Here is a 14,956-nt window from a genome sequence, read left to right on the forward strand (position 1 = left end):
GGGGTCGCGATGCTCAGGCGCGGCTCGTCCGGCGTCTGTGTCACGACGTACGCGCCGCCCGCGACGATCGTCGCCCCGGCCGTCACCGCGACGGCGGGCGTGGTGAGCGCGCTCAGCACTTTGGCGGACCAGCCGACCGTGGCCGCCGTGGTCGCGGCCACCGCCGTCTTGCCGCCGAACGCGAGCGACAGCGTGAACCCGACCGGGATGGGCACCAGCGCGATCCCGACGAGGAGCCGCTCGGCCGGCACGACCGAGCTGCCCGGTTCGCCGCAGTAGCCGCAGCCCCTGATGTGCCGGGCGAAGCGCTTGCGCCACACGGAGTCGGGAGCGCCGCTCCAGCGGGCGGTCAGCTCACGCAGGTCGGGGCAGGCTCCGTCGAGGGCGCGGACGATGCCGCGCGCGGCCTCCAGGCGGGCCTTCATCCGCTGGACGCGCACGGCGGCGTGCTGCCGGCTGATCCCGACCGCGGCGGCGAGCTCGCGCCTGCTCAGCTCGCCGGCGACCTCCAGCCACCACAGGGACAGCAGCTGCCGGTCCTCGTCGTCGAGCCAGCGCACCGCCTCGGCGACCTCGCGCCGCTGGCCCTCCAGCTGAAGTCGCAGCACGGTGAGTTCCGCGAAGTCGGCGGCGTCGTGGGCCGCCACATCCTCGGTCAGCCGGTCGGTGGACCTCCGGCGGGCCCGGTCCCGTATCTGCCGCATCGCGATCGCGACGAGCCATGACCGGAAACTGTCCGGATCGCGCAGCGTGCCGAGGTTGTCGACGGCGCGGAGCATCGTCTCCTGCACGACGTCGTCGACGTCCGCGTGGCCATTGAGGGCGCGGCCGACGATGTTGTACACCAGCGGCAACCAGCCCTCGACCAGCTCGTCCAGGGCGCGCCGGTCACCGGCCTGCGCGGCCGCGATGGTGGCACGCCACTGCCGCCCGTCCACGTGCGTCCTCTCCGCCGTCACACTCCCTCCGGACGTACTTTCTCAGCCAACCTGGCGAGAGAGGGGCCGGGGAGTGCTCCACAGCGGACGTCGTACCGCCGCAAGACACGCCAATCCGGGCGAAGCCGAGCTCGGCTCGCGACGGAGATCACAGTCTCGCTCCTGTGCGTGGGGAACAGGTGACGCGTGTGGTGACGGGGTGGAGGGGGTGCGGATAACAGTTTTTCGTGCGCGAGCCCTCAGAGCCTCGATCACCCTGGCGCACCCGGTCGACGCCACCCGGCGCGGCATCCGGGGAATCGAACCCGGTGACCGGCCGGATCATCCGGGCCGCGCTCAGCCGCCGTCCGCAGACCCTGCCCCCAGGTCGCCCAGCAGGGCCTCCAGTTCGGCCGCGAAGAGCAGCGCGGGATCGAAGCCCATCCCGGCGAAGTGGCCCGCGAGTTCCAGGGACAGGACGCCGTGCAACCTGGTCCAGAAGGTCAGGGCCCGGTGGAGGGCCGGGGACGGGGCGGGGTGGCCGTCCGCCCACTGCCGGTGGCCTTCGAGGTGTGCGGCGAACGGTGTCGCGGCGCCGTCCGCGGGAAGCGCGGCGCAGGCGTCGAGCAGGGTCGCCATGATCCCGGAGGCGATCGCGGTGACGTCGTCGGGCGCGTGGTAGCCCGGGACGGGCGTGCCGTAGACGAGGAAGTACCGCTGCGGGTCGTCCAGGGCCCAGCCGCGCAGGGCGCGCGCCAGGGCCGCCGCGTCGGCACCGGACCCGGAGGCCGCGCGGAAGGTGTCGGCGAGGCTCCGGTACGCGTCCCTGATGAGCTCGGTGATCAGCTCGTCACGACTGGCGAAGTACCGGTAGAGCGCGGGTCCGCTCATACCCATCCGCTTGGCGATCGCGTTGAGGGAGAGCGCGGTCGCCCCCGCCGTGGCGATCTGTTCCCACGCGCGCTCCTTGATCTCGGCGCGCACCTGGGTGCGGTACCGCTCACGCGGGGTCTTCGTGCCCGTTTCCGCCATGGGCCTGCCACCTCTCCACACCTGCGTCCACACCTGCATGGCTACACAGTCAAGATCTAGTTAGAGGCTATCACGCAAGCTATTGACCTTCCCTTCGTCATTGCGTTACAACTTCTAACGAACACGAGAGCAAGTAACTCTCGCCGAGACACAGTGGAGGTCGCCATGCACGCCGAAGAACTCGTCGAGGTCGTCCTGCCGGGCAAGGTCGAGCCGGAAGGGCTCCAGATCCGGCACGGCGCCGTCACCGCCCCGGGCCCGGGCCAGGTCCTGATCCGGATGGAGGCCACCGGGGTCTCCTTCGCCGAGCAGCAGATGCGCCGCGGCCGGTACTACGACCAGCCGGCGTTCCCCTTCGTCCCCGGCTACGACCTGGTCGGTACGGTGCTGGCGGCCGGCGAGGGCGTCGAGCCGGGTCTGACCGGCACCCGGGTGGCCGCGCTGGTCAAGGTCGGCGGCTGGGCCAGCCATGTCCTCGTGGACGCGGCGGACGCGGTGCCGGTGCCGGACGGGATCGGAGCGGCGGAGGCGGAGACCCTGGTGGTCAACGGCCTCACGGCCTGGCAGATGCTGCACCGCAGGGCACGCGTCCGCGCCGGGCAGACCGTCCTGGTGCTCGGCGCCAACGGCGGCGTCGGCTCGGTTCTGGTCCAGCTGGCGCGGGCCGCGGGCGCGCAGGTGATCGGTACGGCGTCCGCGCGCCACCACGAGGCCCTGCGGGAACAGGGCGTCATCCCCGTCGACCACCGCACCGAGGACGTCGCCGCGCGCGTCCGCGAGCTCGCCCCCGGTGGGGTGGACGCCGTCTTCGACCATGTCGGCGGCCGGGGCATCGTCGGCTCCTGGCGCCTCCTCGCGCCCGGCGGCACGCTCGTCTCGTACGGCAGCGCCTCCACGCGGGACGACGCGGGATCGAAGCAGTGGCCCGTGCTCAAGCTGCTCGGCCGGGTCTGGCTGTGGAACGCGCTGCCCAACCGCCGCCGGGCCTGCTTCTACAACGTGTGGGCCGGACGTGCCCTGGCGAGGAACCGCTTCAGGGCCCGCCTGCGCGCCGACCTCACCGAGGTCTTCGGCGCCCTCCAGCGCGGTGACGTCACCGCCCGGATCGCCGCCCAGCTGCCGCTCACCCGTATCGCCGACGCCCTGCGCCTGGCCGAGTCCGGCACCGTCGCCGGAAAGGTCGTGCTGAACCCGTAGCGCCGGGCCTGCCCCGCGCCCGCCCCCTCACCCCAGCGGCTCCTCCAGCGGTACGTGCCGCACCCCCGGCAGGTTGCCGTCGAGTTCGCCCGGCTCGAAGCGGCACATGCCGATCGCGTGCCAGAACTCGCCCGTGACGTCGCCCTCGTACTTGTAGCCGCCGGACGGCGACAGCGCGGCCCAGCCGCCCGGCATGCCGACGAGGGTGGCGCGCAGCATGGCCGGCTCGTCGGCGGGCACGCTCCACAGCCGTACCGTCCCGTCCTCCCCGCCGCTGGCCAGCAGCGAGCCGTCGGGGCTGAAGGCGACCGCCAGGACGCGGCCGGTGTGGCCGGTGAGGGCGGCGGTCTCGCGGCCGGTGTGCGGGTCCCACAGGCGTACCGTCCGGTCGTCGCCGGCGGTCGCGAGCAGGGGGCGCAGCGGATGCGCCGCGGCCGTCCACAGCTTGCCGGTGTGACCGGCCAGCCGGTGCGCGACCACGCCGTCCTTCCAGATCACCGCCTGTCCGTCCCAGGAGGCACTGGCCAGCCAGGAGCCGTCGGGCGCGAACGCCACGGCGTACACCCGGTCGGTGTGCCCGTCGAGGACGGCGGTGATCCGGCGGTCGGCCATGTCCCAGATCCGCACCTTCCGGTCGTCGCAGCCGGTGGCCAGGACCGCGCCGTCGGAGCGGAAGGCGATCGAGCGGACCCGCCCGTAGTGCTCGTCGATGGTGGTGACGTGCGCGCCGGTTGCCCGGTACCAGAGCTGTACGGTGTCGTCGTCGTTGGCGGTGGCCAGCAGTTCCCCGTCCGGGCTGAACGCCTCGGCCCAGACGTGGTCCGTCTCGACGTCCATCTCGCGCTGGTACTCACCGGTGGCGGCGTTCCACAGGTACATGTCGCCGTCGCTGCTCGCGGTGGCCAGCAGGGTGCCGGCCGGGCTGAACACCGCCGAGACCAGGCGGTCGCTCTGGCCGGTCAGCTCCCGCAGCCGCCGCGCGGAGGCCGAGTCCCACAGGCGGACGACGCCGTCGTTGCCGCCGGCGGCGAGCATCGAGCCGTCGGCGCTGAAGGACAGGGTGCCGATCCGCCGTCCGTGGCCACGCAGGATGCGTCGGCCCTGGCCGGTGGCCGGGTCCCAGAGCCGTACGACTCCGTCGTTGCCGCCGGTGACCAGCAGCGAGCCGGTCTCCGGGGCGGGTGTCTCGCCGTGCGGCCGGAACTTGCACACCCAGACGGAGCCGACGTGTACCGAGGGCTGCCGGCTCAGGGGCAGGGCGACGGGCTGGCCGCCGGGGGCCGCCCCGGGGTCGATCCGCCACAGCCGGACCACCCCGGCGCTGTCCCCGGCGGCGAGCAGCGTCCCCTCGGGGTCGAAGAGCACCTGGTACACGGCGCCCCGGCAGCCCCCGAGCAGCCCGGCCGACCCACCCGTGGCCAGGTCCCAGAGCCGTACCTCCCCCTCGGTGTCCCCGCTCACCAGGAACCGGCCGCCGGGGTGGAAGGCCAGGGTGTAGACGCGGCCCGCGTGGCCGGTGAACTCGTGCCGCACCCTCCGCTCGGAGAGGTCCCACACCCGGACCGTGCCGGGCCGCCCCTCGCCGCCCATGTCACCGGTGGCCAGCAGGGTGCCGTCCGGGCTGAACCGGGCCCGGTAGACCGCGCCCCGGTGGCCCGGCAGTTCCCCGAGCGGCCGCCCGGTGGCGAGGTCCCACAGCCGTACGGCGGCGGAGGCGTCCCCGGTGACCAGGGTGGCGTCGTCCGGTCCGAAGGCCACCGTGTACACGGGGGCCGCATGGCCGGGCAGCCGGTGCAGCGGGCTGCCCGAGGCCGTGTCCCACAGCGTGACCACACCGTCGGCGTCACCGGTGGCGAGCAGGGAGCCGTCGGTGTTGAGGACGACCGGCCAGACTCCGTACGGGTGGATCCCCAGCCGGTGCAGGCAGCGGCCGGAGACCGGGTCCCACAGCCGTACGGTGCCGTCGGCGCTGCCGGTGGCCAGCACCCGGTCGCGGAACTTCACCGCGTAGACCCGGCCGGTGTGGCCCTCCAGGGTGCGCAGCGGGGTGCCGGTGACGGCGTCGCAGACCAGCACTCCGCCGTCCTCGCTGCCCACGGCGAGGAGTTCGCCGTCCGGGCTGTACGAGATGGGCTCGGGCAGGCGGCTGGTGCGCATGTCGTAGCCGTACGGCACACCGACCGCTGAGGGCCGGAAGCCGGAGTCGACGGCCATCCCGGGGGCGATCGAGGCGGTGGACAGTTCGGGCGTGGCGGGCAGTCCGGGCCCGGTGACCGCCGAGACGAGCGCCGCCCGCCGCCACCGGCCGCCCTCCACCCGGGCGCCGGTCAGGTCGGTACGGATCAGCCTGGCCCGCCGCAGATCGGCACCGCGCAGATCGGCACCGGTCAGGTCGGCGCCGTCGAGCCGGGCACCGGTCAGCCGGGCGTGCCGCAGCACGGCGCCGGAGAGGTTGGCGCCGACCAGCCGGGCGTCGGTGAGGTCGGCGCGGGTGAGGTCGACACCGGAGAAGTCGCGGTACGACAGGTCCTCCCCGGCCAGGGCGGCGCCGCGCAGATCGGTGTGGGCGGGCACGCGGAGCCGGGAGAGGATCTTCACGGCGTTGGCGCGGGCGACCTCCTCGCCCCGTACGGTCAGTTCCGGGTCGGTCCGGGCGGTGCTGCTCAGCGCGCGCTCGGCCCACTCCTGGCAGACCCGGTGGTCGGCGAGGTCGCACAGGAACTCCACGGCGAGCCGGCTGAGCTGACGCCGTACCAGCAGCGTGGTGTCCCCGGCGGCCAGGCGCAGGGCGCACTCCCGGGCGATCAGCCATTCCACCACCGAGCCGTGGATGAACCGGAACACTCCGTCCTCGGAGCGGACCAGCAGGCTGCCGGAGCCGACGGCGTGCGCGGCCTGCGGCACCGACAGGCGGCTGTCCGCGAGCCCGGTGAGGGTCTCGGCGACGTCGGTGAGCTCGTCGAGCCGCAGCGAGTCCTGGCCGCTCTCCCACAGCCGCAGGGCGAGCGCGGTGACCGCGTTCCACAGCTGGTCGAGGGTGAGTCCGGGGGCGCGGCCGGGGCCGCCGGTGCCCCGGTGCTCCTCGAAGCGCAGCCAGGCGGTGAGCACCTCCTGGTAGAGCCCGGCGGGGCTGAGCGCGCGGCCGGCCCCGGCGACCGCGCGCAGCTGGTCGTCGTCGAGGTCGGCGACGAAGCCGAGCAGCCGGGGGTTGCGGCACAGGGCGAGCAGGTCGGGGATGGCGTCGAGGAGCCGTACCCGGCGGTCGGCGGCGCGTTCGTCGCCGTCGTAGCGGTTCACCAGGTAGGCGCGGATCTGCTGCGGGGTGAACTCCTGGACCGCGAGCACCCGCCGCTGCGGGAGCAGCCCGACGCGTTCGCCGAGCGCGGTCAGCACCTGCCCCTGGGAGCGGAAGTGCTGGGTGCGGCTGCTGACCACGATCTTGGCGCTGTCCACGGCGGAGTCGAGGAGCACCTGGAGGCGTTCGGCGGCGCGGTCGTAGCTGACCTGGTTGACCAGTTCGTCGAAGCCGTCGAAGAGCAGCACGATCCGGCCCTGCTGGAGCATGTAGCGGAAGGCCCGCAGGTCGATGTTGTCGACGCCGTGGGCGGCGAGGTGGGCGGCGACGAGTCCCTCGAAGGAGTAGGCACGGTCGAGCGCGTGCAGTTCCACCAGCAGCGGGACCAGGTGCGGCAGTTCGGCGGGGATACGGCGGGCCAGCTCCCGCAGCGCGAAGGTCTTGCCGTGCCCGAAGTCGCCGAGGAGCAGCAGGAAGCGGCCCTGGTCGGAGTCGAGCAGCCGCAGCATGTCGTCGACGAGTCCGTCGCGGTCCTCGGTGCCGAGGCGTTCCACCTCCCGGTAGCGCTGCGGCAGGTACATGCCCGGGGGGTAGCGGGGGTCGGTGCGCAGCCGCTCGCTCTGCGCGGCGACGTATCCCCTGAGGTCGAGCAGGCCCTGGAACTCGGTGAAGCTGCGGATCCGCACACCTCTGCGGCGGGCCAGGTCGCGCAGCTCACGGGCGGGCGGCGGGCCGTCGTGGACGAGTTCGGCCTCGGTGCCGGAATCGGCCGCGTGCACGAGGGCCACGACCTGGTCGACGTCCTCGGCGGTCGGCGTGCCGATGTGTACGACGATCCGCTGCTGACGGGCGAAGTCCCCCTCGGTCCAGGTGACCAGCAGTTGCGGCAGCGGGTCGTCCACCACCCGGATCTGGGCACCTTCGTGCCGGGCGCGGCAGACCTCGGCGACGCGGGCGCGCAGCACCTCGGCGGGGGACGCGACCACGCGCGGCTCGGGCTCCGGCGGGGTGACGGGATCCGGAGCGGGATCGTCGGACCGCGGCGCGTACGGGCCCGGGAACACGAGATGGACCCGCGGCCACTCCCTGTCCTGCCGCTCCGGCTCCCCGGGCCCGTCCCAGACGGCGAGTCCGTCGCCGTTGACGCGCAGCAGCCGGTGCCGTCCGGGAGCTACGGCGCCGATCAGCGGCAGCTCACCGGAGGCGGTGGCCAGGCCGGGGCGGGTACCGGGGCCCGCGGGGCCGTGCAGGAGCAGGTGCAGCCTGGGCGCGGTGAGCCGGGCGAGGACGTCGGTGTCACGCAGCGGCCCGCCTCCGTCGGAGGCACCGCCCCGCCCCCTCCCGGGAGGATGCCGCAGCGCTCCGACACGCAGCCACCCCTCCTCCTCGTACGGGCGCAGCGCCTGGGCGAACCAGGCGGCCTGCTCGGGCCCGACCTGGCCGTACTGGTCGTCGAGCCGGTGGCTGTAGGCCATAGACGAGTTCAGCCCGGCGACCACCGTGTGCAGTTCGGGCACGGGGAAGAGGGTCCACGGCTGGTCGCTGTCGAAGACGACGTCGAGGCCCTGGTAGAGCTCCTGGAAGAGCCGGGCGAAGTGCCGCCACTTGGGCCAGTACGGCGGCCGGGGCGGCATCTCGTCGGCCTCGCAGGTGGCGAAGTAGGCCCGGCAGGCGGCCTGGTTGACGTCCCGGCCGCCGGGAACGAGGGCGACCCGGTGCGGTTCGAGGCCGAGCAGCGCCCGCAGACCGGTGAGGAAGGACAGCGCCTGTTCGAACTCCCGTGGGCTGCCGGAGGCCGTCAGGTCGCCGGTGACCACCAGCAGATCGGGCGCGGGGCCCCCGGCGTCGGTGAGCTCGACCAGGTCGCCCCAGATCGCGGCCTGCAGCTCGGCGGGGTCCTGCCCCCGGCCGAAGGCGGGCCCAGCCAGGTGGAGCACGGTGACCGACTCACGCGCGCGGGCGTCCCCGGAGACTCTCGGGTAGACCGGTGGTGCCGCGGGTCTGCGCCGACCGGCCCAGCCGGGGCGGCCGAGCGGTCTGCCGGGCGGCGGTGGGGCGGCCGGGACGGCCGGGGGCGGCTGCGCCGGGAGGCCGTCCTCGCCCGGGTAACCGGGGCGCAGGCTGGGCCGGGCGCGGCCGTCCAGGGCCTGGCGGACGCGGGTGAGGAGCAGCTCACGGGCGGCCGAAGGCTCGGTGACCGGAACCAGGTCCACGTAGGTGATGGTGGCCAGCAGGCCCTCCACCGGGATGTCCTCGACGCGGACGGTGAGCAGTCGGCGCTCCGGGGCGTCGGGGTCGGCGCGCAGCGCGGCCTGCCACTCCATCCGGCCGTACCGGGAGCGCTCGTAGTTGCGCGACAGCACGGCGATCACGGCGGCGGACTCGCTGACGCCGCGGTCCATGAAGTCGACGAAGTTGGTGCCCGGTACGAAGTCCCACGCCTGCAGGACCGTGCGGTATCCCGCTTCCTCCAGCGTCCACGCTATCCACGACGCCCAGCGTTCGTCGGCGGGTGAGTAGCTGATGAAGAAGTCCAATGGCCCGGTGTCCCCCGGGGTGATCTGACGAGCCACCATATGTCCATGATGCCCTGGGAACTCGTCCGCACGGGCCGCATCCCCAGCCACTTCCTGGCCAAAAGCCCCCGGTGACCACGCCGTCCGGCGGAAGCAGCGGCCACGGTGGGGCACGGATGTGCGACCCTTCCAACCGTGCGTGTCTCACTACGTCTGCATGTACTGGACCGGGTGGCGATCGGTCTGCTGGTGACCGGGCTGCTGTGCGTGGTGTCGGGGCTGCTGCCCACCGGGGCGGCGGCCGACGCCATGACCCGGATCGCCCCGCTGCTGGCGTTCCTGGGCACGGTGATCGTGCTGGCCGAACTGACCAGCAGGGCCGAGGTGTTCGACGTGGTGGCGGCCCGCGTCGCACGGGCCGGGCGGGGCAGCTATCCGGCCCTGTTCCTGCTGTGCGTGGCCTTCGCCTCGGTCACCACGATCGCGCTGAACCTGGACACCACCGCCGTGCTGCTGACCCCGGTGATGCTCGCGCTCGCCTCGCGGGTCGGCATCGCGGCGGTGCCACTGGCGATGACCACGGTGTGGCTGGCCAACACGGCGAGCCTGCTGCTGCCGGTCTCCAATCTGACGAACCTGCTGGCCGCGGACCGGGTGGCGCTGTCCCCGCTGGGTCTGGCCGCCCGGATGTGGGCACCGCAGCTGGCGGCCGTCGCGGTGACCATGGTCTGCCTGTGGGTGTTCTACTGGCGGCGCGGCCGGCGCGAGAGCGGCGGCGGCCCGCGGACGGCCGGTCCCGGCGCGGCCCGCGTGGAGGACGTACGGGGCGTACGGGACGTACCCGTGGACGGGGTACGGGACGCGCGGGCGGCGAGCGCCGAGGAAGCGCGGGAGGAGGACCGGTCGAGGGGGGCCGACCGCCGTCCGCAGGACTCCGGCCGCTATCTGCCGCCCGAAAAGCACCGGCCCGCCGACCCGGTGCTCTTCCGGGCCTGCGCACTCGCCTGCGGAGGCTTCCTGCTCGCGATCCTGGTCGCCGACGTGGAGCTGTGGATCGCGTCCGCCACCGCCGCGGCCGTCGCCGTCGCGGCCTTCGCGGTACGCGACCGGCCGGCGCTGCGGCCGTCGCTGATCCCCTGGCGGCTGCTGGTGATGGTGCCCGGGATGTTCCTGGTGGTGGAGACGGTCAACGCCAACGGGCTGCACGACGTCCTGGCCGCCGCGATCGGCCATGACGGCGGCGTCCGGGGTCTGTTCCGGGCGGCGGCGGTCGGCGGGGGGCTGTCGAACGTCCTGAACAACCTCCCCGTCTACCTGGCCGGAGAAGGGGCGGTCCCGGTGGGCAACCACGACCAGCTGCTCGCGCTGCTCATCGGCACCAATGTGGGACCGGTGGTGACACCCTGGGCCTCCCTGGCGACGCTGCTCTGGTACGAGCGCTGCCATGCGTACGGGGTACGGGTCCCGGTCGCACGGCTGATGGGGACGGGTGCCGTGCTGGCCGTCGCCGCGGTGGCGGCGTCGGTGGCGGCGCTGGCGCTGACCTCCTAGACGCCTTCCTGGAAGGCACGACGCGGGGCGCGCGAAGGGGCCGTACCCGGCCCGGCGCGTACGGCGGGAGCGGACGCCGCCACCAGATCCACCAGGTCCATCAGGTACGGCAGGACCTCCGGCCGCCCCGCGACGAAGGAGCGCTCGGTGTCCGGCCCGGTGAAGCCGCCGCCGAACTCACGGCCGTCCAGGTGCCGTACGGCCACGCCCGCCTCGCGGGCCAGCAGCGCCCCGGCCGGCAGGTCGATCGCCTCGGCGCGGTAGCCCACGAACCCGTCGATGTCCCCGCGGGCCAGCATGGCCCAGGTCAGCAGGGGCGCCCACAGCTGGAGCAGCCGTCGGGACCGGATCTCCAGCGTGTGTCTCAGCGCGCGGGCCACGGGGTCGTCGCGGGACACCGCGTGCCCCTGGGTCCAGGCCAGCAGGGGTCCCGCCGGCGGAAGCGGCCGGCCGCCGGCGCCCCCGGCGAGCCGTCCGTCCGGTCCGTGGGCGCCGCCGCCCCGCAGCGCCGACCAGGTCCTGCCGGTCACCGGATCGTGCACCACGCCGACCACCGGTGCCTCGTCGACGCACAGGGCGACGCCCACCACATAGGCGGGCAGCCCGATCACCACGTTGTTGCTGCCGTCGAGCGGATCCACCAGCCAGGTGCGGCCGCTGCCGTCGCCGCCGAGTTCCCCGGACTCCTCGGCGAGGATCCGGTCGTGCGGGAAGCGCTCCCGGATCCGGCCCACGACGAGGCGTTCGGCCATCAGGTCCAGATCGGTGACGACATCGCCGAGTTCGCCCTTCGGCCGGGCGGCGAAGCCGTCCGGGAACCGGGACCGCAGCAGGGCACCGGCCTCCTCGGCGGCGGCCACCGCCGTACGGCGCTCGGGGGCGAAGCGGACGGACGGGTCAGGCGGACGGTTCGGGGTCGGGCTCATGGATCCTCCTGACGGCGGCCTGGGCGATCCGGGCGGTCTGGGTCGCGTCGCACATCCTGCGGACCATCCGGTGGCCCGGCGCCCGTAACGGGCCCAGTGAGAGGTCTACCCGGCCGGGCCGTGTCCGTCCCAGCACCAGCGTGGCGGTCGGATGGCCGTCGGGCACCACGGTGGTGTGGAACTCACCGGCCGGAAGGGCGTAGGTCTGGCCCCGTACGCTGGTCTGTTCGGCGCCGGGCCGGCAGCACACCAGTCGCTCGGTAGGCCGCAGTTCGTCCACCCCCGAGGGATCGCTGTGCACCTCGAACACCCGGTGGGTGGGTGTCTCGGTCTCCTCGTGGACGCCCATGTGCCGGTTGCCCAGCCGTCCGTACAGCACCGTGCTGGTCAGGTCCCAGCTGTGCGCGTGCACCTGATGGTCCGCCGGGGAGTCCTCCTGTCGCCCGGTCCGCTCGGCGGGCCCGAAGACATGGACGCAGACGCCCCGGGGCCCGTCGCGCAGGATCGGCAGACAGATGAACCCCAGGGGGTGGCGCACCGCGCGCAGGGCGCGGGTGCCCGAGACGACCTGCTCCAGTTGCGATACGGCGTGCCGCGTCAGCTCGGCGGCGGCATCCCGCCGGGCGGCCCGTTCCAGGGCCGGGTAGTCCATCGTGCCGCCCCCTTCCGGCGAGGTGTCGCCGAAACGCGCCGCTCATCCGCGGTAGGGGTTCTCCGCGTGCAGCGCCCTGTCGATGATGTCGCCGACATCCGGGTCGGTGAAACTCGCCGGCAGCGGCAGGTCGAGCCGGTCGAAGAGACGTCTGACCTCGTCCACGGTCGGCTCCTCGCTCAGTGGTGTGGCCTCCCGCAGATCGAGCTTGACCGCCTGCTCCCGGCTCTGGTGCAGCTCGGTGACGTAGTAGTCGTACAGCGGCCGGTCCCGCTCCACGCACAGGCTCACGCGGCGCGGATCGTCCTGGGTGATGATCAGGCAGGAGTCGGAGAGGTCGAAGCGCAGGGTCGGCGCCACCGAGGACAGATGGACGTCGATCTCCAGGGTGTCCAGCCGTTGCCGGTGCCAGGCGGCGGCGAGCACGGTGGCGTACGACTCCTTGCGGGTGCGCTCGGTGGTCCACTCCGGGAACGCTCCGACCTCGTGGCGGTGGCCGAAGGTGCGCCGGAACCGCGCGTAGGCGGTGCACACCCGGTCGTCGGCCGGGTTGAGGATGTCGATCTTCATGCTGAGGGAGCGGCGCTGCCGTTTCGCCTCCTCGACGCACTGGGGCAGGGTCACGGCGCGCAGATAGGTGCCGGTGCCGCCCTTGAACACCCAGCGGGCGGTGTTCCGGCGGGCCCGCTCGTGCGCCAGGCCGACCTCCGCGCCGGACAGCGTCCGCACCATGGCCAGGTCCTCGATCGCCCGGCTCGTCCCCTCGGTCGCGGTCCGGATGTCGGCCACCCGCCGCCGGCGCTCGGTCAGCGATCCGTAGACCAGCGCGGCCAGGACCAGCAGGATGGCGCCGGAGGCGATGTTCGGGTCGATCTTCGAGCCCAGGACCTCCAGCAGACCGATGACCAGGGCGACACCGATGGCGACGACGCCGTCCACGTTCCTGACCGCCCACGCGATCCGGTCCTCCAGCCGGCGCCCGGACGACTGCGGTGCACTGCGTGTCACGTCCCACCCTCCCCCGACGGCGGCCTCCATGGTAGGAGCAACCGCCTCCGGCGGCCACCGTGCGTCGACCGGCCTCAACTCCGGGTGTCCGGTGGGGGGCAGGGGCTCGCCGGGTCGGGGCAGCGTCCGGATCCGGGTCGTGACGGCGTAGAAGCCGACGCACCACAACACGCACCCGGAACGTCAGGTCACCGGATCGAGAAAGGTCAGCACCGAGGCGTCCTCCTCGATCAGCGGAGCGAGTGCCGTGTTGAACGGGCCGCCGTACGGGGCCTTCAGGTGCGACTGGAAGGCGTCCTCGTCCCGGTAGACCTCGAAGATCCAGTAGGCGCGCGGGCTCGACGCCTTGGTGTAGACGTCGAAGGCGAGGTTGCCCTCTTCCTCGCGCACCTTCTCGGCGTAGTCCAGGATCAGGCGGGCGACCTCGTCCTCCGTACCCTCGCGGGCGGTGAACTCGGCGAGCAGGGTCTTGTTCACGGCGTGGTGTCCAGTGATCCGGCGCTGGTTCATGGGCTGCTCTCCTCTGACGGACGTGCGGACAGATCCCTGACGGACGTACGGGCAAACGGACGCGTCGTATTGCAGTCGCCGGACGGCCGCGGGCGGGCGTGGGCCGGGGGCGTTGCCGATTTGTGACGAGTGCAGGGCATTGACGTTTCCCGGAGGCGGAGTCCATCATCCTCGCCATGCGGTGTCAACGATGACATAAGTCAACGATGACATCTCCGGAACGGCATGCTCCGATGCCGGCCGCGCCGCCCGCAATCCCGCAGGAGTCGATCATGTCCCGTACCACTCGCCCGTCCTCCTCCCTCCTCAGAGCCGCCGCCGTCACGGGCCTCGCGGCCCTCACCCTGACGGCCTGCGGTCCCGGCTCCGGTACCGGATCGGACTCGTCCAGCGCCGGCTCGGGCGAGGTCAAGGTCGGCCTGATCACCAAGACCGACACCAACCCGTTCTTCGTCAAGATGAAGGAGGGTGCGGAGAAGGCCGCGAAGGCCGAGGGCGTCAAGCTCATGACCGCGGCCGGCAAGTTCGACGGCGACAACGCCGGTCAGGTCACCGCGATCGAGAACATGGTCGCCGCCGGTGTGAAGGGCATCCTGATCACCCCGAGCGACTCCAAGGCCATCGTGCCCGCGATCGAGAAGGCCAAGGCGAAGGGCGTCCTGGTCATCGCCCTGGACACCCCGACCGAGCCGGAGGACGCGGTCGACGCCCTCTTCGCCACCGACAACCTCAAGGCCGGCGAGCTGATCGGCCAGTACGCCAAGGCCGCCATGAAGGGCAAGACGGCGAAGATAGCCACCCTCGACCTCGCACCGGGCGTCTCCGTCGGCGTCCAGCGCCACGACGGCTTCCTCAAGGGCTTCGGCATCGAGGAGAAGGACCCGGCGGTCGTCTGCTCCCAGGACACCGGAGGCGACCAGGCCAAGGGCCAGACGGCGATGGAGAACTGCCTCCAGAAGGAGCCGGACATCAACGTCGTCTACACCATCAACGAGCCCGCCGCCCTGGGCGCGTACACCGCGCTGAAGGCCAAGGGCCGGGAGAAGGACGTCCTGATCGTCTCCGTCGACGGCGGCTGCACCGGCACCCAGGCCGTCAAGGACGGCAAGATCGCCGCCACCTCCCAGCAGTACCCGCTGAAGATGGCCGCAGAAGGCGTCAACGCCGTCGTGACCTACGCCAAGGACGGCAAGAAGGCCTCCGGTTACACCGACACCGGCGTCACCCTGATCACCGACAAGGCACAGGACGGGGTCGCGTCCAAGGACACCGCCTACGGCCTCGAGAACTGCTGGGGCTGAGCCACCCGGGCCGAGCCGCCCCCCACCCCGGAACGTACGACACGCCTCCAC

10 protein-coding genes are annotated in these 14,956 nt (G+C 73.1%); 3 read left to right on the top strand and 7 right to left on the bottom strand.

The features are described 5' to 3' along the window. Together FNH04_RS25740 and FNH04_RS25745 are read right to left on the bottom strand one after the other, a co-directional pair. Positions 1-959 (bottom strand): RNA polymerase sigma factor (locus FNH04_RS25740; protein WP_322723856.1); only part of this gene is annotated, 959 nt, incomplete at its 3' end. A gap of 315 nt (positions 960-1,274) precedes the next feature. Further along, positions 1,275-1,949: a TetR/AcrR family transcriptional regulator gene (locus tag FNH04_RS25745; RefSeq protein WP_152788174.1), complete on the bottom strand. Its 675-nt coding sequence runs from the start codon at positions 1,947-1,949 to the stop codon at positions 1,275-1,277. A gap of 165 nt (positions 1,950-2,114) precedes the next feature. On the opposite strand from FNH04_RS25745, the gene FNH04_RS25750 reads away from it, so the two are divergent. Beyond that, positions 2,115-3,146 (top strand): medium chain dehydrogenase/reductase family protein, encoded by a 1,032-nt coding sequence (locus FNH04_RS25750; protein WP_152788175.1) that lies wholly within the window; start codon positions 2,115-2,117, stop codon positions 3,144-3,146. Positions 3,147-3,173: 27 nt separating this feature from the next. On the opposite strand, the gene FNH04_RS25755 is transcribed toward FNH04_RS25750, so the two are convergent. Continuing rightward, on the bottom strand, positions 3,174-9,017 hold the full coding sequence (locus FNH04_RS25755; RefSeq protein WP_152788176.1) for a WD40 domain-containing protein: 5,844 nt from the start codon (positions 9,015-9,017) through the stop codon (positions 3,174-3,176). Positions 9,018-9,152: 135 nt separating this feature from the next. Here FNH04_RS25755 and FNH04_RS25760 point away from each other — a divergent pair, with 135 nt between their 5' ends. Beyond that, positions 9,153-10,508 carry an ArsB/NhaD family transporter gene (locus tag FNH04_RS25760; protein ID WP_322723859.1) on the top strand — a complete coding sequence of 452 codons (1,356 nt, stop codon included), beginning with the start codon at positions 9,153-9,155 and terminating at the stop codon, positions 10,506-10,508. Here FNH04_RS25760 and FNH04_RS25765 read toward each other — a convergent pair. The 4 genes from FNH04_RS25765 to FNH04_RS25780 all read right to left on the bottom strand — a co-directional run bounded on the left by FNH04_RS25765 (position 10,505) and on the right by FNH04_RS25780 (position 13,571). After that, positions 10,505-11,434 (bottom strand): inositol monophosphatase family protein, encoded by a 930-nt coding sequence (locus tag FNH04_RS25765; RefSeq protein ID WP_152788177.1) that lies wholly within the window; start codon positions 11,432-11,434, stop codon positions 10,505-10,507. The two genes, FNH04_RS25760 and FNH04_RS25765, sit on opposite strands and share 4 nt — an antisense overlap. Further along, complete coding sequence (locus FNH04_RS25770) at positions 11,406-12,086, bottom strand: hypothetical protein (protein WP_152788178.1); 681 nt, start codon at positions 12,084-12,086, stop codon at positions 11,406-11,408. Before FNH04_RS25770 ends, FNH04_RS25765 begins: the two co-directional genes overlap by 29 nt. Before the next feature lie 42 nt (positions 12,087-12,128). Beyond that, positions 12,129-13,094: a hypothetical protein gene (locus tag FNH04_RS25775; protein ID WP_322723861.1), complete on the bottom strand. Its 966-nt coding sequence runs from the start codon at positions 13,092-13,094 to the stop codon at positions 12,129-12,131. A gap of 183 nt (positions 13,095-13,277) precedes the next feature. After that, positions 13,278-13,571, bottom strand: a complete 294-nt coding sequence (locus FNH04_RS25780; protein ID WP_322723863.1) for a putative quinol monooxygenase — start codon at positions 13,569-13,571, stop codon at positions 13,278-13,280. Positions 13,572-13,876: 305 nt separating this feature from the next. On the opposite strand from FNH04_RS25780, the gene FNH04_RS25790 reads away from it, so the two are divergent. After that, on the top strand, positions 13,877-14,905 hold the full coding sequence (locus FNH04_RS25790) for a sugar ABC transporter substrate-binding protein (RefSeq protein WP_152788182.1): 1,029 nt from the start codon (positions 13,877-13,879) through the stop codon (positions 14,903-14,905). Positions 14,906-14,956 lie beyond the last annotated feature (51 nt).

Origin of the sequence: Streptomyces phyllanthi (genome assembly GCF_009377205.1) — a bacterium.
In the GTDB taxonomy this organism is placed as follows: Bacteria; Actinomycetota; Actinomycetes; order Streptomycetales; family Streptomycetaceae; genus Streptomyces; species Streptomyces phyllanthi.

Bases quoted from the DNA above. Each gene is read 5' to 3' on its own strand.
- FNH04_RS25745 (WP_152788174.1), bottom strand. From the start codon at position 1,949: ATGGCGGAAACGGGCACGAAGACCCCGCGTGAGCGGTACCGCACCCAG.
- FNH04_RS25750 (WP_152788175.1), top strand. From the start codon at position 2,115: ATGCACGCCGAAGAACTCGTCGAGGTCGTCCTGCCGGGCAAGGTCGAG.
- FNH04_RS25755 (WP_152788176.1), bottom strand. From the start codon at position 9,017: ATGGTGGCTCGTCAGATCACCCCGGGGGACACCGGGCCATTGGACTTC.
- FNH04_RS25765 (WP_152788177.1), bottom strand. From the start codon at position 11,434: ATGAGCCCGACCCCGAACCGTCCGCCTGACCCGTCCGTCCGCTTCGCC.
- FNH04_RS25770 (WP_152788178.1), bottom strand. From the start codon at position 12,086: ATGGACTACCCGGCCCTGGAACGGGCCGCCCGGCGGGATGCCGCCGCC.
- FNH04_RS25790 (WP_152788182.1), top strand. From the start codon at position 13,877: ATGTCCCGTACCACTCGCCCGTCCTCCTCCCTCCTCAGAGCCGCCGCC.